At 54.8% G+C, this 21,104-nt stretch carries 19 protein-coding genes; 5 read left to right on the top strand and 14 right to left on the bottom strand.

Annotated elements, in window-relative coordinates; genetic code table 11:
• Nucleotides 1-48: 48 nt before the first annotated feature.
• The 6 genes from nrfF to nrfA all read right to left on the bottom strand — a co-directional run bounded on the left by nrfF (nucleotide 49) and on the right by nrfA (nucleotide 6,138).
• On the bottom strand, nucleotides 49-537 hold the full coding sequence (gene nrfF, locus AC07NP_RS10245) for a heme lyase NrfEFG subunit NrfF (protein WP_494660400.1): 489 nt from the start codon (nucleotides 535-537) through the stop codon (nucleotides 49-51).
• Nucleotides 530-2,407 carry a heme lyase CcmF/NrfE family subunit gene (locus AC07NP_RS10240; protein WP_494660399.1) on the bottom strand — a complete coding sequence of 626 codons (1,878 nt, stop codon included), beginning with the start codon at nucleotides 2,405-2,407 and terminating at the stop codon, nucleotides 530-532. The genes nrfF and AC07NP_RS10240 overlap by 8 nt, the downstream gene beginning before the upstream one ends.
• Before the next feature lie 4 nt (nucleotides 2,408-2,411).
• Nucleotides 2,412-3,368 carry a cytochrome c nitrite reductase subunit NrfD gene (nrfD, locus tag AC07NP_RS10235; protein ID WP_203359266.1) on the bottom strand — a complete coding sequence of 319 codons (957 nt, stop codon included), beginning with the start codon at nucleotides 3,366-3,368 and terminating at the stop codon, nucleotides 2,412-2,414.
• A complete protein-coding gene (nrfC, locus tag AC07NP_RS10230; RefSeq protein ID WP_203359267.1) occupies nucleotides 3,365-4,036 on the bottom strand; it encodes a cytochrome c nitrite reductase Fe-S protein in 672 nt (223 codons plus the stop codon). The genes nrfD and nrfC overlap by 4 nt, the downstream gene beginning before the upstream one ends.
• On the bottom strand, nucleotides 4,033-4,599 hold the full coding sequence (gene nrfB / locus AC07NP_RS10225) for a cytochrome c nitrite reductase pentaheme subunit (RefSeq protein ID WP_494660398.1): 567 nt from the start codon (nucleotides 4,597-4,599) through the stop codon (nucleotides 4,033-4,035). The genes nrfC and nrfB overlap by 4 nt, the downstream gene beginning before the upstream one ends.
• A gap of 102 nt (nucleotides 4,600-4,701) precedes the next feature.
• Nucleotides 4,702-6,138, bottom strand: coding sequence for an ammonia-forming nitrite reductase cytochrome c552 subunit (gene nrfA / locus AC07NP_RS10220; protein WP_494660397.1), 1,437 nt, complete (start codon nucleotides 6,136-6,138; stop codon nucleotides 4,702-4,704).
• 434 nt (nucleotides 6,139-6,572) lie between these two features.
• Here nrfA and acs point away from each other — a divergent pair, with 434 nt between their 5' ends.
• From acs to AC07NP_RS10200, 4 genes are all read left to right on the top strand, one after another.
• A complete protein-coding gene (acs, locus tag AC07NP_RS10215; protein WP_494660396.1) occupies nucleotides 6,573-8,531 on the top strand; it encodes an acetate--CoA ligase in 1,959 nt (652 codons plus the stop codon).
• A gap of 235 nt (nucleotides 8,532-8,766) precedes the next feature.
• A complete protein-coding gene (locus tag AC07NP_RS10210) occupies nucleotides 8,767-9,081 on the top strand; it encodes a DUF485 domain-containing protein (protein WP_192613749.1) in 315 nt (104 codons plus the stop codon).
• Nucleotides 9,078-10,727, top strand: a complete 1,650-nt coding sequence (gene actP, locus AC07NP_RS10205) for a cation/acetate symporter ActP (protein ID WP_494660395.1) — start codon at nucleotides 9,078-9,080, stop codon at nucleotides 10,725-10,727. The genes AC07NP_RS10210 and actP overlap by 4 nt, the downstream gene beginning before the upstream one ends.
• 153 nt (nucleotides 10,728-10,880) lie before the next feature.
• Entirely contained in the window at nucleotides 10,881-12,170 is a 1,290-nt protein-coding gene (locus tag AC07NP_RS10200; protein ID WP_494660394.1) for a Gfo/Idh/MocA family protein, read from the top strand.
• A 42-nt stretch (nucleotides 12,171-12,212) separates the two neighbouring features.
• Here the strand turns inward: AC07NP_RS10200 and AC07NP_RS10195 are convergent, their stop codons facing one another.
• The 3 genes from AC07NP_RS10195 to AC07NP_RS10185 all read right to left on the bottom strand — a co-directional run bounded on the left by AC07NP_RS10195 (nucleotide 12,213) and on the right by AC07NP_RS10185 (nucleotide 14,335).
• Complete coding sequence (locus AC07NP_RS10195; RefSeq protein WP_203359273.1) at nucleotides 12,213-13,160, bottom strand: hypothetical protein; 948 nt, start codon at nucleotides 13,158-13,160, stop codon at nucleotides 12,213-12,215.
• An 82-nt stretch (nucleotides 13,161-13,242) separates the two neighbouring features.
• Nucleotides 13,243-13,932, bottom strand: a complete 690-nt coding sequence (locus AC07NP_RS10190; RefSeq protein ID WP_203359274.1) for an LrgB family protein — start codon at nucleotides 13,930-13,932, stop codon at nucleotides 13,243-13,245.
• On the bottom strand, nucleotides 13,925-14,335 hold the full coding sequence (locus tag AC07NP_RS10185; RefSeq protein WP_494660393.1) for a CidA/LrgA family protein: 411 nt from the start codon (nucleotides 14,333-14,335) through the stop codon (nucleotides 13,925-13,927). The genes AC07NP_RS10190 and AC07NP_RS10185 overlap by 8 nt, the downstream gene beginning before the upstream one ends.
• 103 nt (nucleotides 14,336-14,438) lie before the next feature.
• Here AC07NP_RS10185 and AC07NP_RS10180 point away from each other — a divergent pair, with 103 nt between their 5' ends.
• On the top strand, nucleotides 14,439-15,341 hold the full coding sequence (locus AC07NP_RS10180; protein ID WP_494660392.1) for a LysR family transcriptional regulator: 903 nt from the start codon (nucleotides 14,439-14,441) through the stop codon (nucleotides 15,339-15,341).
• Between the two features lie 56 nt (nucleotides 15,342-15,397).
• Here AC07NP_RS10180 and AC07NP_RS10175 read toward each other — a convergent pair whose 3' ends face one another.
• From AC07NP_RS10175 to soxR, 5 genes are all read right to left on the bottom strand, one after another.
• Nucleotides 15,398-15,889, bottom strand: coding sequence for an REP-associated tyrosine transposase (locus AC07NP_RS10175; RefSeq protein ID WP_494660391.1), 492 nt, complete (start codon nucleotides 15,887-15,889; stop codon nucleotides 15,398-15,400).
• 184 nt (nucleotides 15,890-16,073) lie between these two features.
• Nucleotides 16,074-17,720 (bottom strand): Na+/H+ antiporter, encoded by a 1,647-nt coding sequence (locus tag AC07NP_RS10170; RefSeq protein WP_203359276.1) that lies wholly within the window; start codon nucleotides 17,718-17,720, stop codon nucleotides 16,074-16,076.
• Between the two features lie 153 nt (nucleotides 17,721-17,873).
• Complete coding sequence (gene ghxP, locus AC07NP_RS10165) at nucleotides 17,874-19,223, bottom strand: guanine/hypoxanthine transporter GhxP (RefSeq protein WP_494660390.1); 1,350 nt, start codon at nucleotides 19,221-19,223, stop codon at nucleotides 17,874-17,876.
• 332 nt (nucleotides 19,224-19,555) lie between these two features.
• Entirely contained in the window at nucleotides 19,556-20,224 is a 669-nt protein-coding gene (locus tag AC07NP_RS10160) for a glutathione S-transferase family protein (RefSeq protein ID WP_203359278.1), read from the bottom strand.
• 357 nt (nucleotides 20,225-20,581) lie between these two features.
• Nucleotides 20,582-21,040 carry a redox-sensitive transcriptional activator SoxR gene (gene soxR, locus AC07NP_RS10155; RefSeq protein WP_203359279.1) on the bottom strand — a complete coding sequence of 153 codons (459 nt, stop codon included), beginning with the start codon at nucleotides 21,038-21,040 and terminating at the stop codon, nucleotides 20,582-20,584.
• Between the last annotated feature and the right edge of the window lie 64 nt (nucleotides 21,041-21,104).

The raw sequence follows: 21,104 nt of genomic DNA, 5'->3' as shown, positions 1-21,104 counted from the left end.
CCTGGCGCTGGCTGTGACGCAGCAGTTGTACGCTCACCTGATGCAAACTCATTCGCCCTCCTTTTTGCTCTGGCTGATGCTCGCCCGCCATAACAGGACGCCTGCCAGCAATAACAGAACGCAGGGCAACGCCCACAGCACGATCGTTTGTCCCGTCAACGGTGGGTTATAGAGGACAAATTCGCCGTAACGTTGCGTCATCCAGCGCGTGATCTCCTCTTCGCTTTTCCCTTCTGCCACCATGGTGAAAACCTGGTGGCGCATACTCACCGCAACAGGCGCATTGGATTCCAGCAAGTTTTGATTCTGGCACTGCGGACAACGCAACTGGCTGGCAATAAACAGGGACTTTTCCTGCTGTTGCGGGCTTTCAAAGGCCCAGGTGTCTACAACCTGCGCGTGGCTGGTAAAGGAGGTGAAAAACAGTAAGATAAACGCGATGATAATGCCTGATGGCGCTGCGCTTATCAGGCCTACACGGCGCTCGAATAACGCATTTACGCCGCCATCCGGTAAAAATGGGGTCATCTTAGGCATCGCGTTTTCTCCCTCGCCATCCGCTGAGCAACGCACCGAACACCATCAACAACGCACCGCCCCATATCCAGCGAACGCCGGTCTGCACGTACAAACGCATGGCGTAACGGTCCTGCCCGGTTTTTTCGCCGATGACCGCATACCAGTCGTGAAGCAGATTCCAGCGAATACCCGGCTCCATCATCTGCTGGCGACGCGCAGCATAGAAGCGCCGTTCAGGCAGCAGACTGCCAATGCGCGTCTTATCCTGCCACAGCGAAATCAGCGCTTTCTCGGTGGTGTAATTCCCCTTTGCTTCCAGGTCGAGGCGCTCATAACGGAAGGTATAACCCGCCAGCTCAACCTGCTGCCCCGGACTCAGATTAAGACTGACCTCCTGTCGGCTCCCGCTGGAGAAGATGATCCCCGCCGCCACAATCAGTACCCCACTGTGCGCCAGCAGCGCCGGAAGCTGACGGCGCAACGCATCAGCGGGCTGAAACCAGAGCCGCAGCATCACTGCCGCCACCAGGCCACACGCCAGCGCTTCTGCCGCACCGAGCGACCAGCATAGCGCGACCGCCAGCAACCCAATCGCAAAGGGCCATACCCGACGGTGCAGGGAGATGGGCGGCGAACGTTTCCAGAATCCGCCCGCCGAGAGCCCTATCACCACCAGCATCAGCAGACCAAAAGGCAATGTGGCGCGGTTAAAATAGGGGGCGCCAACAGAGAGTCGCCCCCACCCCAACAGGCCGTAGAGCATGGGGTAGAGCGTACCAATGAGCACAATCAGCAGTACCGCGCTAAAAAACAGCAGTGCCGCCAGAATCAGCATTTCGCGCGACCAGAGGGTGAATCGCGCAGCCTGCTGTGTGACCCGCGCCCGCCAGCCGTACAGACCCAGCGATGCCAGACTCAGGGCACAGAAGAGTCCAAACAACGGTACGGCGCGCACGTTATCCAGCGCAAAGGCGTGTACGGAAACCAAAATGCCGGAGCGCACAATCAGCGTGCCCAACAGCGAAAGGATCAGGGTCAGAATGGCCAGCAGCAGCGACCAGTGGCGGAAGATGCCACGCTGACGTGAGACATACAGGCTGTGCAGCAACGCGCTGGCGGAAAGCCAGGGCAATAAGGAGGCGTTTTCCACCGGGTCCCAGAACCACCAGCCGCCCCAGCCCAGTTCGCAATACGCCCACCATGATCCGAGAATGATGCCGAGCGTCAGCGCGCACCAGCCGGGCAACGCCCAACGCCAGCAGACCCAGGCCGTTGCCGCGCTAAAACCGCCACGCAACAGCGACGCTAATGCCACGCCCGCCGCCACCATCAAACCGCCGTAACCAAGATAGAGCAACGGAGGATGAAGAATTAACCCGAGATGTTGCAGCATCGGATTGAGATCGCGTCCTTCGATGGCAGGCGGAAAGAGGCGCACAAACGGATCGGACCACACCACCACGAACAGCAGCAGTAAGGCCGTGATGACTGACAAAATGCTGAGCGTCAGCGGGAACAGAGGATCAGACTGCCTGCGATAACGCCAGGCAAACAGCGCCCCCCAGCCGGAAAGCAGCAGCACCCACAGCAGCAGAGATCCTTCGTGCCCCCCCCACACCGCAGCCAGTTTTAATCCCCACGGCAATAAACGGTAGCTGTGCTGGGCAACGTAAACGACCGAGAAGTCGCTGGTGAGAAAGCAGATAACCAGAATGGAAAACGCGAGCAGTAACAGGACAAACTGCGCCAGCAAGCCCACCGTCGCCAGAGGCATAACACGCTGCCAGCGCAGGCGAATGCCCGAAAGCGTAACAAGCGGGGTCAACACGTTGACCCCGAGACTCAATAGCAGCGCCAGAAACCCGGCTTCAGGAAGGAAGAGATCCAAAAAGCTATGCCACCGTCAGTTGCCCTGCATAAAGAATAAAGAAGCGCAGCAACAACACACCGGTCAGACTGGCGCCGCACACCGCCAGCACGCCATGAAATGTCGAACCGCGATTTGCCCAGGGCTTCAGCAGCATCGGCACAATCAATCCCAATCCCGCCACGCCGAGCCAGAACCACCAGGTCCAGAATCCACCGCCCAAGGCCGCCGACAGCGCGCGCATTTTGCCGTCATCACCCAGCGCCAGCCCGACGAAAAACGCCGCCAGCAGGAAGATCTCCAGCCACACCACCGGGGTTTCCATGCGATGCACAAAGTGCGCTTCGGTGCTGTGCGGATTGCCGCGATGGCGCAAAGCCATGGCAATCAGCGCTACCGCCGCCCCGGAAGAGATCCCCGAGAACAGGAACAGGACCGGCAAAATCGGGTTATTCAGGAACGGATAGGACTTCAGCGCCGAGAGCAGAAAACCGGTATACGCCCCGAGCAGCACCGCCAGAACCAGCATCACCGTTTCAAGCAAACGGTGGAACGGCGTCAGCAGCGTGAGAACCTTTTGTACCAGTCCCAGGCGTGGCAACCAGCGCTGTTGCAGGGCAATCACCTCTTTTTCAAAGATTTTTGCCAGCCACAGGGCAAGCACCACCATATAAAGCTGGAACAGCATGACCCCCATCGACATCACCGAGGTGAAGCTGTAGTGGAACATCAGCTTCCAGAAGGTCCACGGGCGCGTCAGGTGGAAGACGAGGATCAACAGACCGAGAATAATCGCGCCCGGCCCCACCACCAGCGTCGTACGCAGCAGCGTGCTGTCCGCCCCGCCCGCCTCCGGATGGAAACGCCGCAGCAAAATGGCCAGTGTGACCAGCCCGGCGGAGATCCCAATCAAAAACAGGTAGATGGCAATGGGCCAGTCCCACACCAGCGATTCAAAATGGAAAGCAGAAGCGTGTGTCATTGGCTCACCTCCCCAAATTTAAAGGGAACGCGGTAGACCTTCGGTTTAGTCCCCAACGCCAGCTTGTAGCGGTAGGTCGTTTTCTGCTGCAACAGACGAGAAATATCGCTGTTGGGATCGTCGAGATTGCCAAATGTTAGCGCCTTTGTTGGGCAGGACTCGACGCAGGCTGGCAGCTTGCCCGCTTTCAGATTGGTCTTCCGGCAGAAATCGCACTTATCCGCCGTCTTCGTGACCGGGTGGATAAACCGCACGCGGTACGGACAGGCGGCGATACAGTACTGACAGCCGACGCAGAGATCCGGATCCACATCCACAATACCGCTGGCGGCATCGCGGAATGAGGCCCCCGTCGGGCAGACGTCAACGCAGGGCGCATGGTCGCAGTGCTGGCACGAGTGACGGAAGAAGCGATACTTCACATCCGGGAATGTGCCCTGCGGCTCGCTACGAATAATCGTCAGACGCGAGACCCCTTCCGGCACCTGATTCACTTCCCGACAGGCATCCATACAGGCGGTACAGCCGATGCACAATGTTTCATCATGCACCATACCGTAACGTACTCCGTTGATGTTCAACGTTTTCGCCACCACGCGTCCAGCCGTTGCGCTCACCGCCACCAGCGCGCCGACGCGGGTGATAAACTGGCGACGGGAGCAACTCATGGATGCTCCTTAAGCAAGGGAACGGACGCCGGATTAAAGTTCGGATTGTTACGCTGATCGCTGTGGCAATCGACGCAAATCTTGACCCGTTCTTTATCATTTAACGTCTGCATCGTGTCTTGCTTTGGATGCAGCGAGTGGCAACTGGCGCACGTCACTTTCGTCACATGGACATCGTGCGGCCAGAACGCTTTTTGCAACTGCTCAGGCAGGTGGCAGGACATACAGACGCTGTTCTGCTGCTCGACGTTGTACATCGGCTCGTTAAAGCGCATCACATCCTTCACCCCTTCGCGGTGCTGGGGTGACGGCTGACCATGACAGTTGGTGCAGGTGACCGGCAGTTTGTTGTTCGGGTTAATGGCATCGGCATGTTTACCATGCATACCTTCGGTGTCCGGCTTGTGGCAGTCCAGGCAAGCGGCATCAGGGCTGCGTTGCTGAGTCACCGTCCAGCGTTGTTCAGACGCCTGTGGCGTTGGCGTGGCGGTCATTCCACTCAGGCTCCAGAACAGACCTGACGCCAGCACCCCAGCAGTTAATAACGAACGTAATACGCTCATATTCACTCCGTTGCATAATGCCTGATGGCGCTACGCTTATCAGGCCTACAAGACTTCCGTAGGCCGGATAAAGCGCTTGCGCTGTCATCCGGCAAATTGAGGTTATTGGCTTAACAGACCGTTTTTACGCGCCTGATCTTCCCATTGCGGAATCACCGTTTTAATGAAGTCCTGCTTCTCGGCATTGATTTTCTGCACGTCCAGACCAATCGCCTGCTGGGCTTTCTCTTTGGTGGAGATGTCCGGTAGAGGGATTTCATGCGTGATGCCTTTCGTCGCCAACAGACGCACCAGTTTGGTTCGCGCATCCGCGGCTTTGTCCATCGCGCTACCCAGCATCCGCAGGCCTTCATCCGGGGCGTGCATATGAATACCGTGCGAGGCAATCGCCAGATCCCAGCGCCATTGCGCATGGCGGATATCTTCCAGAATCGGCTTCATTTCCGCCTCTGTCGCACCAGCATCCCACGCCGCTTTGGCTTCAAAATGGGCACGAACCAGCTGATCTTCAACCTTGATTTTCAGGTCATGAATCGCCTGTTTACGCTCAGCGACGACTTTTTGCAGCGCGGCTTTGTCTTGCGTATGGCAGTTGGCGCAGGTCTGGGCGAAGTTGTCGAACGGATTGCCAATCTTATGGTCGGTGTAGAGTTTGCCTTCGGCGTTCTGCACTTTCGGCATGTGACAGTCGATACAGGTCACATTGTTTTTGCCGTGAATGCCCACACTCCAGGTTTCATATTCCGGGTGCTGCGCTTTCAGCATTGGCGTTTTCGACAGCGAGTTGGTCCAGTCGGAGAAGGCGATCGTGTCGTAGTATTTCTCCATATTTTCAACTTTCACGCCGTCATCCCACGGGAATTTGACGGCTTTATTTTTACCGTCAAAGTAGTATTCCACGTGGCATTGACCGCAAACCATTGATTGCTGGTCTAAACGGCTGGCCTTATCAAACGGTTTACCAATGGTTTCCATCGCACGTTCAGCATAGGGGCGCGACAGCGTGAGCTCCGGTTTGCCTTTGGCGAAATCTGGCGAGGCGGTGTTATGGCAATCGGCGCAGCCTAAATTGTTCACGATTTCCGGTCCGCCACGCGCCCATTTACCGTGGAAGTAACCGTCTTCACCGTCTTTCTGGATCAGACGCGCCACGTCCGGGCTTTTACAACTCCAGCAGGCCATCGGCAACGGGCCGTCCTCGGCGTTTTTCGGCGCGCCGGTACGCAGGGTTTCGCGAACATCGGTGACCGCATACGCGTGGCCACGCGGTTTGTTGTAATCACGGGAGAAGGGATATCCCGCCCACAGGATCACCAGTCGCGGGTCTTCAGCCAGCGCATCATCACGGGCTGACTGCTCTGAGGTGGCTTTCCAGGAGAGGTATTGATCGGGGTGTTGAGGTGCGAACGTTTCATTCTTCGCTTCAACGGTAACGGTTTTTGCGGGTACGGGCGTCTGTTCAGCGTAAACGGTGGAAATAAATAAAAAAGGCAATATCAGGCTGAAGAAACGGCGTGCGCGTTGTGTAATCCTTGCCATAGAGGTCTCATCCAGATTGCGCCATTGTCTGCAATGGCGGTTCTTTTATTGTTCTCCCATAACAGCAACCGCACGAACACTGTTATGACATTACTCCCCTCTATGTGTAACAAATAACCACACTTAAAATGTTGTTTTTAATCAATTGTAAGTGCATGTTAAATACCACTTTAGAGTTATTAACCTCCTTTATCGCCCACTTCTTTTATCAACTTTCGACACAACGCACACTTTCAAGAAAAAACTTATAACGTCATGTTATAGAAAGAATTAACTCATTTTTGCGAGTTCCCTTCAAAAAACAGTTTGCCGCTAATTTGCACAATTCCGTTATTGCGTGATCTGCCGCGCAAATACTAAACAAAACTGCCAAAGCCCCTATATTTAACGTTTATGAGACATATTATTAACATCTTACAAGGAGAACAAAAGCCATGAGCCAAATCCATAAACACGCTATTCCCGCAAACATTGCGGATCGTTGCCTGATCAATCCGGAGCAGTACGAAGCCAAGTATCAACAGTCAATTAACGATCCCAATACGTTTTGGGGCGAACAGGGCAAAATTCTCGACTGGATCAAACCGTATCAGAAGGTGAAAAACACCTCCTTTGCTCCAGGTAATGTCTCAATTAAATGGTACGAGGACGGCACGCTGAATCTGGCGGCAAACTGCCTTGACCGTCACCTGCAAGAAAACGGCGATCGCACCGCCATCATCTGGGAAGGCGACGACGCCTCACAGAGCAAACACATTACCTATCGCGAACTGCATCGCGGCGTCTGCCGTTTCGCCAACACCCTGCTTGAGCTGGGTATTAAAAAAGGCGACGTTGTGGCCATCTATATGCCGATGGTGCCGGAAGCGGCGGTCGCAATGCTGGCTTGCGCCCGTATCGGCGCCGTGCATTCCGTTATCTTTGGCGGCTTCTCACCGGAAGCCGTTGCCGGGCGCATTATCGACTCCAGCTCACGTCTGGTGATTACCGCCGATGAAGGCGTACGCGCCGGGCGCAGCATCCCTCTGAAAAAGAACGTCGATGACGCGCTGAAAAACCCTAACGTGAAGAGCGTTGAGCATGTGGTGGTTCTGAAGCGCACGGGCGGAAAAATTGACTGGCAGGAAGGTCGTGACCTGTGGTGGGGCGATCTGATTGAGCAGGCCAGCGCCGATCATCAGCCTGTCGAAGTGAACGCCGAAGACCCACTGTTCATCCTCTACACATCCGGTTCCACTGGCAAACCTAAAGGCGTGCTGCATACCACCGGGGGTTATCTGGTGTATGCCGCCACCACGTTCAAATATGTCTTTGACTATCACCCGGGCGATATCTACTGGTGTACCGCCGATGTGGGTTGGGTCACCGGACACAGCTACCTGCTGTACGGCCCGCTGGCCTGCGGCGCGACCACTCTGATGTTTGAAGGTGTACCGAACTGGCCGACCCCTGCGCGGATGTCGCAAGTGGTGGACAAACACCAGGTCAACATTCTCTACACCGCGCCTACCGCTATTCGCGCCCTGATGGCAGAAGGCGATAAGGCCATTGAAGGGACTGACCGCTCTTCCCTGCGTATCCTCGGTTCGGTTGGCGAACCTATCAACCCGGAAGCCTGGGAATGGTACTGGAAGAAGATCGGTAACGAGAAATGCCCGGTGATAGACACCTGGTGGCAGACGGAAACCGGTGGCTTTATGATCACGCCAATGCCGGGCGCTACTGCGTTAAAAGCAGGCTCCGCGACACACCCCTTCTTCGGCGTACAACCTGCGCTGGTAGATAACGAAGGCAATCCGCAGGAAGGCGCAGCCGAAGGCAATCTGGTGATCACCGACTCCTGGCCTGGCCAGGCGCGCACGCTGTTTGGCGATCACGAGCGCTTTGAGCAAACCTACTTCTCTACCTTCAAAAACATGTATTTCAGCGGTGATGGCGCCCGTCGTGACGAAGACGGTTATTACTGGATCACCGGACGCGTCGATGACGTGCTGAACGTTTCCGGTCACCGTCTGGGGACGGCGGAAATCGAGTCAGCGCTGGTGTCGCATCCAAAGATCGCCGAAGCGGCGGTGGTCGGTATTCCGCACAGCATCAAGGGGCAGGCGATTTATGCCTACGTGACGCTGAATCATGGCGAAGAACCGTCACCGGAGCTGTATACCGAAGTGCGTAACTGGGTGCGTAAAGAGATTGGCCCGCTGGCGACACCAGATGTGCTGCACTGGACCGACTCTCTGCCCAAAACCCGTTCAGGCAAGATTATGCGCCGCATTCTGCGCAAGATAGCGGCAGGCGATACCAGCAATCTGGGCGATACCTCAACCCTCGCCGATCCGGGCGTGGTAGAGAAACTGCTCGAAGAGAAGCAGGCCATCGCAATGCCTTCATAAGAAAAATATTCCGGATGGCGACGCATAAGCGTCTTATCCGGCCTACAAATCTGCCCCTACCCTCCCTTCACCGGGAGGGAATTATAAAAACCTCCCCCAAAGGATTTCGTGTTACAGGAAGGCGGCAATCGAGCACATCCCCAGCAGCATAGTTCACTATGTGACTGGGGTGGTTGAGTGCGGCCAACGAACCTGTGGCGCGAAAGACGAAGGGAATACCTCTGGAGACTCTGTGATGAATGACACTATTTATCAGCGGATAGAAGACAGCGCGCGTTTCAGGGAGTTAGTTGAAAAACGGCAACGGTTTGCCACCATTCTGTCGATTATCATGCTGGTGGTTTATATCAGCTTTATCCTTCTGATTGCTTTCGCGCCTGGCTGGCTGGGCACCCCACTGCATGCGGGCACCAGCGTCACCCGGGGTATTCCTATTGGTGTCGGGGTAATTCTTATCTCCTTCATTCTGACCGGTATTTATATCTGGCGAGCGAACAACGAATTCGACCGCCTGAACAACGCGGTACTGCACGAGGTAAAAGCATCATGAAGAGAGTCCTGACGGCGCTTGCCGCCACACTACCTTATGCTGCCAACGCAGCAGATGCGATTAGCGGTGCAGTTCAACGCCAGCCAACCAACTGGCAAGCGATCATCATGTTCCTGATTTTCGTCGTGTTTACGCTCGGTATTACTTACTGGGCCTCTAAACGCGTGCGCTCGCGTAATGACTATTACACGGCTGGCGGCAATATTACCGGCTTCCAGAACGGGCTGGCGATTGCGGGCGATTATATGTCTGCCGCCTCATTCCTTGGGATCTCCGCACTGGTCTTTACCTCCGGCTACGACGGGCTGATCTACTCGCTGGGCTTTTTGGTCGGCTGGCCGATCATTCTGTTCCTGATCGCAGAACGCCTGCGTAATCTGGGACGTTATACCTTTGCGGATGTGGCCTCTTACCGCCTGAAACAAGGGCCGATCCGTATTCTTTCTGCCTGCGGCTCACTGGTCGTCGTGGCGCTGTATCTGATCGCTCAGATGGTCGGCGCCGGTAAATTGATCGAACTGCTGTTCGGTCTGAACTACCACGTTGCGGTGGTGCTGGTCGGCGTACTGATGATGATGTACGTGCTGTTCGGCGGCATGCTGGCAACCACCTGGGTACAGATTATTAAAGCGGTGCTGTTGCTGTTCGGTGCCAGTTTTATGGCCTTTATGGTGATGAAGCACGTCGGCTTTAGCTTCAACAATCTGTTCACCGAAGCCATGGCGGTACACCCGAAAGGCTCTGCCATCATGAGTCCTGGTGGACTGGTGAAAGATCCGATTTCCGCACTTTCGCTGGGGCTGGGTCTGATGTTCGGTACGGCGGGCTTGCCGCACATTCTGATGCGTTTCTTCACGGTCAGCGATGCTCGCGAAGCGCGTAAAAGCGTGTTCTACGCCACCGGTTTTATGGGTTACTTCTACATCCTGACCTTTATCATCGGTTTTGGCGCGATCATGCTGGTCGGTGCTAACCCCGAGTATAAAGACGCTGCGGGCAAGTTGATTGGCGGCAACAACATGGCGGCAGTCCACCTGGCAAACGCAGTGGGCGGCAACCTGTTCCTCGGCTTTATCTCTGCAGTCGCCTTCGCCACCATTCTGGCAGTGGTCGCGGGTCTGACGTTGGCCGGGGCATCAGCGGTTTCTCACGATCTGTACGCCAACGTATTCCGTAAAGGCGCAACCGAACGTGAAGAGTTGCGGGTGTCGAAGATCACCGTACTGGTGCTGGGCGTGATTGCTATCGTGTTGGGCGTGCTGTTTGAAAACCAGAACATCGCCTTCATGGTGGGCCTGGCGTTTGCGATTGCGGCAAGCTGCAACTTCCCGATCATCCTGCTTTCAATGTACTGGTCAAAACTGACCACCCGGGGTGCGATGTTAGGCGGTTGGTTAGGCCTGTTAACCGCCGTGGTGCTGATGGTGCTTGGCCCAACTGTGTGGGTGCAGATCCTCGGTCACGAAAAAGCAGTCTTCCCGTATGAATACCCGGCGTTGTTCTCTATCTCTGCCGCATTCCTCGGGATCTGGTTCTTCTCAGCAACCGATAACTCCGAAGAAGGTAATCGTGAGCGTGAGCAGTTCCGCGCCCAGTTTATCCGTTCCCAGACCGGCCTTGGCGTAGAGCAAGGTCGCGCACATTAATCTCTCCTCCTCCCCGGCCATTATGGCCGGGGATCACATTTTTAGAATTGCGTTCTCCCCCTCTCCTGCAATAGCGATACAGTACCCAAACTGAATTGAAACGCCGTTTTTATTACATCAACACATTAATTCATTTAGTGAAAAGAGGATGCTATGAAAAAATATGCCCTGGTGGGAACCGGTGGGCGTGCGGGACTGTATATCTCGGCGATTGGCGGGCAGTGGCAAGAGAACGCCCGACTGGTCGCCTTTTGCGATACCAACCAAACCCGTATGAACTACGCCAATCAGTTGCTGGAGAAAGAAGGCGCAGTCCCCGCCTCCACCTGGAAAGCCCAGCAGTTTGAAGAGATGATCCGCGAAACCCGCCCGGATATCATTATTGTCACGACAATGGATCGCACACATGACGATTACATCGTCCGGGCGCTGCACGCGGGCTGCGATGTGATCACAGAAAAGCCGATGACCATCGATGAAAAGCGCGCGCTGCGCATCCTTGATGCCATTGAGGAAACCGGCAGGCAAGTACGGGTCGCCTTTAACTATCGCTATGCCCCACACCACAGCAAAGTGCGTGAACTGTTGATGAACGGCACTATCGGCGAGGTTTACTCCGTTCATTTTGAATGGCTGCTGAATACGGAGCACGGGGCCGATTATTTCCGTCGCTGGCACCGTGAAAAACGCAACAGCGGCGGTCTGCTGGTGCATAAATCCACCCACCATTTTGACCTGATGAACTTCTGGCTGGAGAGCTACCCGGAGCGCGTTTATGCCGAAGGCGGCCTACGTTTTTACGGTAAAGAGAACGCCGAACGCCGTGGCGTGACGCAATTTTACCCGCGCGCCCACGGTTACTCACACGCCAAAGATGATCCGTTTGCGCTACAGATGGCAGAAAATCCGCAGCTTAAAGCGCTCTATCTGGATGCCGAACATGAGGACAATTACTTCCGCGATCAAAGCGTGTTCAGCGACGGTATTACCATTGAAGACACCATGTCGGTGCTGGTGAAATACCAGAATCAGGTGCAGCTTACCTACTCACTGAATACGTATTTGCCCTGGGAAGGGTTAAACGTGGTCTTTAACGGCAGTGAAGGGCGCCTGGAGATGAAGATTGTTGAGAAATCTTACGTGAACGCCGGGGGTGAGCGTGAGAATGAGGGCAGTCTTGAGGCTTGCGATATCACCGTTTATCCGATGTTTGACGCACCGTGGAAGGCGGATTTCACACTGGGAGAAGGCGGACATGGGGGCGGTGATAACGCCATGCTGGCAGACCTGTTCGGCGAGCCACAGCATGACCCCCTCCAGCGCGCCGCCGACCACCGCGCCGGGGCGATGTCGATTCTCACAGGCATCGCCGGAAATATCTCTATACAGCAACAGCGTCCGGTGAACTTTACCGAGTTTGAACTGGTTTCGCGATTGAAATAAATCGCGAGCGCCATGCGGTGACAAGCCGCGTGGCGCTTTTCCCTACCCCACGGTAACGCTGCCAACCAGTCTGAGTTTTCCGTCAATCAGCTTAAAAATGTAGGACGACGCGCCATCGCAGTACTCAGAAAGGCCGGGGAGTTGTTTATTGGCGCTGGTCCCCAGATAAAGACGCAAACTCCCCTCTTCGAACTCGCCGCCAGCAACGGTATCGCACGTCCCTTCAACGGTATGCTTTTGCCCATTCTCCTCGTAAAAGAACATCCCATCGTCTTCTGCTGGAAAGTAGTGCCGTTTTTGTTCTTCTTCAGATAACGCATTTATCCTGCGCTCGCCGAGGGTCTGCACATCAGGATTCACCATGATTTCACTGAGCATCTGCAAGCTATCAATGACTTTTGTCGCATTTTTGTCAAAAACGGCCTCGGTGAGTTTTTCCGGTTCCTGCGAATCAATATGAGGGAAAAAGCCCCACGTATCGCCCTCAACCGGAAACACAAAATATGTTTTCAGCGCGGCAACGTCCTTTTCTCGCAGCGCCTGCTGGAACTGTTGCAACTGAACCAACATGCTCTTTTTCTGCTCTGGCGTGGTCGCCCCGCTGACCTCTTTTACATCATCCAACAGGAGTAAAACGGACGTGAAGTGCCAACCAGACTGCAAATACTGGGTTTCCCCCGTTACGATGACCTCTTTATCCAGACTCGGCGCGATGTCGGCGTAAGTGACTTTCGTCTTATCGATGAAAATAAGCTGCACTTCAGGAACCTGTTCGTCTGCGCTGGTGATATTGCATTCAAGAGGCTCGTTAAGCTGCAAAAAATCGTAAGTCAGCGCTTCGTCACCCTCCTCGATGCTTTCGAAATTCGGCGGGCCAGGGTAAGTGTGCTGCACCAGCTTACCCTGCAGGGTAATGTGTTGATTTTCATCAGGACACCAGGCCAAAACGGACTGGCTAAATAAGAGGGCAGACAGCCATAAATACTTCACACTTTGTATCCTTACATCAGCGAGTAGAGTTACCCGCCAGTGTAATGAGTACGCAGAGTAATGAACATTGCCGACAGCAAAATCAGAACATAACTCTGGCAACCAGCGGCGCCGCCAGCACGGTCACAACCCCTGAAAGCATCATAACCAGACTGGCCACAACCCCTTCCTGCTGACCCAGTTCATAGGATCGCGCGGTGCCCGCGCCGTGGGAAGCGGCGCCAAACCCCGCCCCTTTTGCCATCCCTTCACGAATAGAGAGACGCAAAAACAGCGCATCGCCAACCGCCATGCCAAATACCCCGGTGACCACAACAAACAGCGCGACTAAATCCGGTTGCCCACCCAACGGTTCTGCTGCCGCCAGCGCAAAGGGCGTGGTGATGGAACGCACCGCCAGACTGCGCTGGATCTCATCCGGCAATGTAAATAAGCGCGCCAGCCACACGGAACTGGTGATAGCCACCACCGTCGCCGTCACCACGCCTGCGGTCAGCGACATCCAGTGGCGTTTGATAATCGCGATGTTATCGTAAACCGGTACGGCAAACGCAATGGTCGCCGGGCCGAGCAACCACAACAACCAGTGCGATTCGCCAATATAGTTTTGCCAGGAGATATGTCCAAACACCAGCATCAACACCAGGAGCGCAGGAGTGAGTACCAGCGGCATTAACGGCAGTTTACGAAAACGACGGTACAGACGTTTGTTGGCGAAATAGATAACCAACGTGACAGCCAGGCACAGTATGCTTAACTGGAAATTACTCACGGTTTAACCTGCTTAACTCGTAGCGATACACTTTGTCCACCACCCACGCGGTGGTGCCCAACACCATCAGGGTGCTGATGGCGATCACCGCAAAGATTCGCCATCCGTCCACCAGCAGCAGTTGCGTGTAGTTGACGACAGCGACCACCGCCGGAATAAAGAACAGCAGCATTTCGGCCAGCAACCAGTGTGCGCCCGCCCGAACCCATTTGAGCGGAACTACCCGACAGACAATCAACGCCAACATCAACACCATCCCGACCAGATTGGCGGGTAACGGCAGATGCAGCCAGACGACGAGATATTGGGCAAAAACAAATAAACCTGCATACAGCAGTACCTGAACCGGTACCTGGAGTCGTTGCACAACGGCAGGCGTAACGCGGCTTATCGCCACAGCCATGAGGAAATGTCCTGAAAAATAATACGAAGCGCCAGTATAGAGAGCCTCCGCCCTGGACTGAAATGAATTAAACTCATTGCAGGCATAGTCTTAAGGAATAATCATGGATATCAGAACGCTGCGTTATTTTGTCGAGGTGGTGCGCCAGCAAAGTTTCACCCGCGCAGCGGAGAAGTTATTTGTCACCCAGCCTACCATCAGCAAAATGCTGAAGAACCTTGAAGATGAACTCAACTGTACGCTGCTGATCCGCGACGGGCGGCGGCTTTTGCTGACCGATACGGGGCGCGTGGTCTTTGAGCGCGGACTGGCGATTCTCGCAGAGTTCCGCCAACTGGAAGCCGAACTGGGGGATATTAACCATCTCAACAAAGGCGTGTTGCGCCTCGGCATTCCCCCAATGGTGGGCATGTTAATGGCGGGACCAATTAGCCTGTTTCGCCAGCGCTACCCCGGCGTGGAACTGAAGATTTCAGAGTTTGGCGGTCTGACAGTGCAGCAGGCGGTGAGCAATGGCGAGCTGGATGTCGCCATGACCGCGCTGCCTGTCGAAGAGGAAAGCGGACTGGCAACGTTGCCGCTCTTTAGCCATCCCCTGTGCGTACTGGTGCCGCGCTCCGGCCAGTGGACGAAGTGCGAATCGATTTCCCCGGAGGCGTTGGCGGAACACCCATTGCTTATCTACAACGAAGATTTTGCGTTGAGCCGCCAGCTGATGCAGCTTTTTCACCAACATGGCGTGAAGCCGCGTATTGCCGTGCGCAGCGGGCAGTGGGATTTTCTGGCGGCCATGGTGCAGGCGGGCGTTGGCATTGCCATTTTGCCGGAACCGATTTGTCAGCGTCTGGATAAGAATACGCTGCGCTGGCTCCCGCTGGAGAGCGACTTACGCTGGCAGTTGGGGATGATTTGGCGCGAAGGCGTTTACCTGTCGCATAGCGCCCAGGCATGGTTGAAATGTTGCGAAGGGTTTTGGTTAACGCAGGAACGGCGCATTGCCCGGTAAGCGAGACGTCACCGGGCGCACAGGCTGGATTTGTAGGCCTGATAAGCGCAGCACCATCAGGCTCGTTCACCTGCACATAAGTCGGCCACTTCACCGGCCCAGTTTTCTGGATACAAACCAAGCCTCACATCACGATGAAACGAGGAAAAAGGCCATTCGCTCACCCGCTTAACCCAGCCATGCTTAATGGGATTGAGATAAATATAATCAATGTGGTGATGGTAATCACGTTCATCCCGGAGGGTGTGTTCCCAGAATCGCGGTTGCCAGACCTGGTTTAAGCGCAGTGTCTTACTGAATCTTTTTTTAATCTCCCGCCAGCGGCAGGAAAAGTCATATTCGTTGTCAGGCAACGTCCAGATACAGTGCATATGCTCGGGCAAGACAACCCAGGCATTGATGTAAAATGGCTTATTTCTTTTAACCGCCCAAATAGCATCGCGAAGCGCAGTGATTTGCGTTGTCAAAAGATGACTTCTGCGATTGCGCAGGTTAACCGTAAAAAACCATGTCCCACCGTTAATATAGTTGCGCCGATAGTCAGACATATTCCCTCCTTTTTTCGCAACATAGAAGGATCAGAGGGAAGCAGCAAGATAGCCAGATTAATTCAGGAATGCGGCTCGCAAAGTGGGTTGCCGGATGGCGGCGCTCACGCCTTATCCGGCCTACAAAGAGCCCAACAGGTATTGTAGGCCTGATAAGCGCAGCGCCATCAGGCAACCACGAGGTTTACTGATTTTCGATCAGCAGCGCTTCCAGCAAATCGAGATCGTGCAGCAGTTTCTGCAACGTTTCATTGCTGATCTCGCGCGTGGCGCGCAGGTGATACAACTCGGCGCGTTCGGAGCGTAATGCCGCCAGACGGAATCGCCGCTCAAGGTTTTCCTCCTGCATTGAACTTTCGACATCATTACGCCCATCGGCACGACGGCGTAAATTACCAATCACGCGGGAACTGACCTCCGTCAGCAACTGGTTATCGATGTTCTCTTCGCTATCCGCCGCCAGACGTTCTTCCATTTTCTGGATGGCGACAATCGCCACCTCAGCCGTCGCCGCCCGCGCGATCCGCATCTCTTTCTGCTGCTGAGAGTGGTCGGCCACTTCCAGATGTTGCAGCAGAATCGGCAGCATCACCACACCGACAAACAGCGAAAATAAAATCACCCCTGCGGCCAAAAAGACGAGTTCGTAGCGCGCGGGAAAGACGCTGCCATCAGGCAGCAGCAGCGGGATAGAAAGCACACCCGCCAGGGTGATCGCCCCACGAACACCGGCAAAAGAGGCAATCAGAATTTCACGCGTCGTCCAGGAGCCAAACTCCATCGGTTTTTTCTTCAGGAAGCGCTGGCTGAAATTTTTCATCGTCCACAACCAGCCAAATCGTACCAACATCAGCGCCACGTAAATCAGCACAATATCGGTAAACAGCATCCACATTTCAACGTTCGGATCGGCTTCTGCCGCCACCAGCGACGATTCCAGAATGCCCGGCAATTGCAGTCCCAATAGCAGGAAGACCATGCCGTTAAACACAAACTCCAGCATCGCCCAGGTACTGTTAGCACGCAGACGCATCGCCAGCGGCGCACGGCGCATAACACCAGAGCGGGTGATGGTCATCCCGGCCGCCACCGCCGCCAGAATGCCGGACACGCCAATATGTTCCGCAATCAGGTAGGAGGCAAACGGCAGCAGGAACAGCAGAACGATTTGGGTTGCCGGTTCATCACCACCCCAGCGGCTCAGGAAGCGCAGAGAGCGACCATAGAGCCAGCTGACCACAAACCCCGCCAGAACCCCACCAGCCGCCACCTTAAAGAACTCTACCGTTGCGCCGCCGATGGTGAACACCATCGTGCCCATTGCCACGGCCACCGCAAACTTCAACGACACCAGGCCGGAGGCGTCATTCATCAACGCTTCGCCTTGCAGGATGCCCATAATTTTTTTCGGGATCCGCCCTTCACCGACAATCCCGGAGAGCGCCACCGCATCGGTCGGCGACAGTACCGCCGCCAGCGCAAAAGCCGGTATCAGCGGAATACCTGGCACCAGCCAGTAAATCATAAAACCAATCCCGACTACCGTGACGATCACTAACGCCAGCGCGAGGCCCAAAATCTCTCGCCCGTGCTCAAGGAATTCGCGGGTCGGCGTCTTCCAGCCATCCGCAAACAGCAGTGGCGGGATAAAGAGAACCAGAAACAGTTCAGGGTCAAATTCCACATGCAAACCAAACGTTGGCCACGCCAGCAACGCGCCAACGGCGATCTGCATGAGGGGGAGAGGAAGTTGAAAGGGTAATACGCGAGTCACTACCCCGGACAGCGAGACCACGAGGGTCATAATGAGTATCGTGAAGAAAATTTCCATGCGATCCCTGTTTGCGATGTTTCTTATGATAAGTACTGAGAGGCGTCGTGCCTCAATTCTATCTTCCTCAGAGTAACGCAAAAGACAACGGGATGTGCTCCGAAAATAAAAACGGGCGGCAAAAGCCACCCGTTTTTAGAGGGTTCGACAGGATTAGATAGCCCAGCCGCCCGCGTAGAATGCGACCAGCGCCACTGCGATCACCACTGTACCGATGTTCAGCTTACGCCATTCGCCAGAGACCAGACGACCAATCACCAGCGTCGCAAAACCGATCATAATGCCGGTCACGATGTTACAGGTCAGGACGATAAACACCGCAGTGACCAAACCGGCCATCGCATCGACAAAATCAGTAAAGTCGATTTTTCCCACGTTGCTCAGCATCAGCAGGCCGACATACATCAGCGCTGGCGCTGTTGCATAGACCGGCACCAGGTAGGATAGCGGGGAAAGGAACAGGATAAACAGGAACAACACGCCAACGGTAATGGCCGTCAGACCGGTTTTTCCGCCTGCCGCCGTACCGGCTGCTGATTCAATGTACACCGCAGCCGGAGCCGCACCGACCAGCCCGGAGAATACGCTGCTCAGGGAGTCCGTGGTCAGCGCTTTACCGCCGTCGATAATCTGCCCGTCTTTATCCAGCAGGTTCGCCTGACCGGCGACCGCACGGATTGTGCCTGTGGCATCAAACACCGCCGTCATCACCAACGCCAGTACGCTCGGCAGCACAACAGGGTTCAGCGCCCCCATAATGTCCAGGCTGCCAATCAGCGAGTTACCGTTCTCATCGCTCAGAGAAGGCATGGCAAAAATACCGGAGAAATGCACGTTCGGGTCGAAGATCAGGCCAACAACGGAAATACCGATGATGGTGAGCAGGATACCGCCTGGCACTTTCAGTTTTTCCAGACCGATAATCACCGCCAGGCCAATCAGCGACATGATCACCGGGAAGGAGTCAAAGTGACCCAGCGCAACCGGCAGGCCGTCCAGCGGGTTCTTAATGACCAGACCCACGCCGTTCGCGGCAATCAACAGCAGGAAAAGACCGATACCAATCCCCGTACCATGTGCCACACCCTGCGGCAGGTTTCGCAGGATCCAACTACGGATACCCGTTGCGGAGATAACCGTAAACAGCACGCCCATCAGGAACACCGCGCCAAGCGCGACCGGTACGCTGATGTGCTGACCCAGCACCAGACTAAACGCGGTGAACGCAGTCAGAGAAATCGCACAACCAATGGCCAGCGGCAGGTTCGCCCACAGACCCATTACAATCGAACCCACACCCGCCACCAGACAGGTCGCCACAAATACGGCGGCTGGCGGGAATCCTGCTTTACCCAGCATCCCCGGAACGACGATCACAGAGTAGACCATCGCCAGAAACGTCGTTAATCCGGCAACCACTTCCTGACGGACGGTACTTCCACGGTGTGAAATTTTAAACCAGGCGTCAAGTGAACCGCCGGTACGCGCTGAAGGCGTAGACATAGAAAACATCCCCTGAGAGTTTATTTTTTCGTCGATATGCGTGGTGGACAATCCACTGCCAGCGAAACGTCATCTCCATGTGCTACGTTTGCAACAATAGGGGTGTCGCAAAAAAGCAAACGTTTAGCTCCGCGCATAAAAAACGGGTAGTAAAAAAAAGCAAACGATTATCCAGCGATTCTACGGGGGTTTTCAACTTAACTTTGTCCCTTTTTACGCATTTCTTTTTAGAATGGCGAAGAAACAGACAATCGATGCGCAAACGTTATCGTCAATGCGCAATCTGATAACAATTTTCTCCTGTGCTGTTCATAAATCAACCAGAAAACAGCTTACCCGCCGGGGATCTCGAATGCGCCGCCCTGATGAATCGCGCGTTGCCAGGCGGGTCGCGTCTCCACCCGTTTTTTCCAGGCGCTGATGTGCGTCAGGTCCTCAATTCCGCTTCTGGCAAGCAGCGCAAACAGCGGGAAACTCATTTGAATGTCCGCCATGCTGATATGCTCTCCGGCAAACCAGGGGCGTTCCGCCAGATGCGCATCAATATAGCGGGCATGCGTTTCCAGTTGCGGATTGAGCCAGGCTTTTTGCACCCCTTGTCCCAGCACGCCGCCCAGCGTACGCAACCCAAAGGGGACGGGAGGTTTACCGAGGCTCACGAAGACCAACTTCAGCAGTAACATCGGCATCAGCGAACCTTCAGCATAATGAAGCCAGAACCGGTACTGCCGTTTCTGTTCGCTATCAACCGGTTTAAAGTGTCCTGCGCTGTCATAGGTTTCCTGCAAATACTCAAGTATTGCCCCGGATTCGGCGAGGATGGCGCCGTTGTCTTCAACCACCGGGGATTTACCAAGAGGGTGGATTTTTTTCAGCGCCGGCGGTGCCAGCATCGTCTTTTCACGCTGATACCGAATAATCTGGTACGGCAGCGATAACTCCTCTAATGCCCACAGTACGCGCTGGGATCGGGACTGATTCAAGTGATGTACTGTCAGCATGTTTGCCTCCTGTTTTTCATTCCAATTAACTATAGAAAATTGTCGAAGATGGCGTAAAAATTTCGGCTAAATAATCGACATAACAGTGGCAAACCTGCGGTCGTGGCATACAATTACAGTATCAACACAGACCGGAACCTCCACCACGTGCTCGACTGAGGGGTGTTGACGTCGGGGGAAACCCTCCCGTGAACCAGCGGGATAGAGTGAAAGACAAAGACCGGAAACAAACTAAAGCGCCCTCCTGTGGCGCTTTAGTTTTGTCCTGTTATGACTGGAGCGCGCGTTTTTGGTCCTGCAAAAACGCGTAAATGACAACCCTGATACGCATCGCGCCAGCGGGTCAACACAAACCGTTTAATCATCTTCCAGCAATCGCGCGCCCGTCCCCTGCTCGCCTAACTGATCGCCAGGGTTACGCAATGGGCAGTCACTACGTGAAAGACAACCGCAGCCAATACACCCGTCCAGTTCATCACGCAACGCCTCCAGCGTGTGGATGCGCCTGTCCAGCTCCTCACGCCATTGCGATGAAAGCTGCCGCCACTCTTTTACACTCAATGTATGGCCTTCCGGCAGTACGCCCAGCGCCTCGCTAATGGTCGCCAGGGGAATGCCAATTCGCTGAGCAATTTTGATGATCGCCACATAACGCAACACATCGCGTTTATATCGTCGCTGATTGCCGCTGTTGCGAATACTGCTGATCAGCCCTTTGCTTTCGTAAAAGTGCAAAGCGGATACCGCCACGCCGCTACGCTTTGCCACCTCGCCCGGCGTCAAAAGGGCTTTAATGCGGGGTAATTTCTTTTCCATAAATCGCTTTACCTCAAGTTAACTTGAGGAATTATACTCGCCCGCAGACAAAACGACGAATTGA

Source organism: Citrobacter sp. GW821-FHT07H02 (assembly GCF_059418505.1).
The sequence above is the reverse complement of the archived record's forward strand: the minus strand, read 5'-3'. Positions and strand labels throughout refer to the sequence as shown.

Bases quoted from the DNA above. Each gene is read 5' to 3' on its own strand.
- nrfF (WP_494660400.1), bottom strand. From the start codon at position 537: ATGCCTAAGATGACCCCATTTTTACCGGATGGCGGCGTAAATGCGTTA.
- nrfD (WP_203359266.1), bottom strand. From the start codon at position 3,368: ATGACACACGCTTCTGCTTTCCATTTTGAATCGCTGGTGTGGGACTGG.
- nrfC (WP_203359267.1), bottom strand. From the start codon at position 4,036: ATGAGTTGCTCCCGTCGCCAGTTTATCACCCGCGTCGGCGCGCTGGTG.
- nrfB (WP_494660398.1), bottom strand. From the start codon at position 4,599: ATGAGCGTATTACGTTCGTTATTAACTGCTGGGGTGCTGGCGTCAGGT.
- nrfA (WP_494660397.1), bottom strand. From the start codon at position 6,138: ATGGCAAGGATTACACAACGCGCACGCCGTTTCTTCAGCCTGATATTG.
- acs (WP_494660396.1), top strand. From the start codon at position 6,573: ATGAGCCAAATCCATAAACACGCTATTCCCGCAAACATTGCGGATCGT.
- AC07NP_RS10210 (WP_192613749.1), top strand. From the start codon at position 8,767: ATGAATGACACTATTTATCAGCGGATAGAAGACAGCGCGCGTTTCAGG.
- actP (WP_494660395.1), top strand. From the start codon at position 9,078: ATGAAGAGAGTCCTGACGGCGCTTGCCGCCACACTACCTTATGCTGCC.
- AC07NP_RS10200 (WP_494660394.1), top strand. From the start codon at position 10,881: ATGAAAAAATATGCCCTGGTGGGAACCGGTGGGCGTGCGGGACTGTAT.
- AC07NP_RS10185 (WP_494660393.1), bottom strand. From the start codon at position 14,335: ATGGCTGTGGCGATAAGCCGCGTTACGCCTGCCGTTGTGCAACGACTC.
- AC07NP_RS10180 (WP_494660392.1), top strand. From the start codon at position 14,439: ATGGATATCAGAACGCTGCGTTATTTTGTCGAGGTGGTGCGCCAGCAA.
- AC07NP_RS10175 (WP_494660391.1), bottom strand. From the start codon at position 15,889: ATGTCTGACTATCGGCGCAACTATATTAACGGTGGGACATGGTTTTTT.
- AC07NP_RS10170 (WP_203359276.1), bottom strand. From the start codon at position 17,720: ATGGAAATTTTCTTCACGATACTCATTATGACCCTCGTGGTCTCGCTG.
- ghxP (WP_494660390.1), bottom strand. From the start codon at position 19,223: ATGTCTACGCCTTCAGCGCGTACCGGCGGTTCACTTGACGCCTGGTTT.
- AC07NP_RS10160 (WP_203359278.1), bottom strand. From the start codon at position 20,224: ATGCTGACAGTACATCACTTGAATCAGTCCCGATCCCAGCGCGTACTG.
- soxR (WP_203359279.1), bottom strand. From the start codon at position 21,040: ATGGAAAAGAAATTACCCCGCATTAAAGCCCTTTTGACGCCGGGCGAG.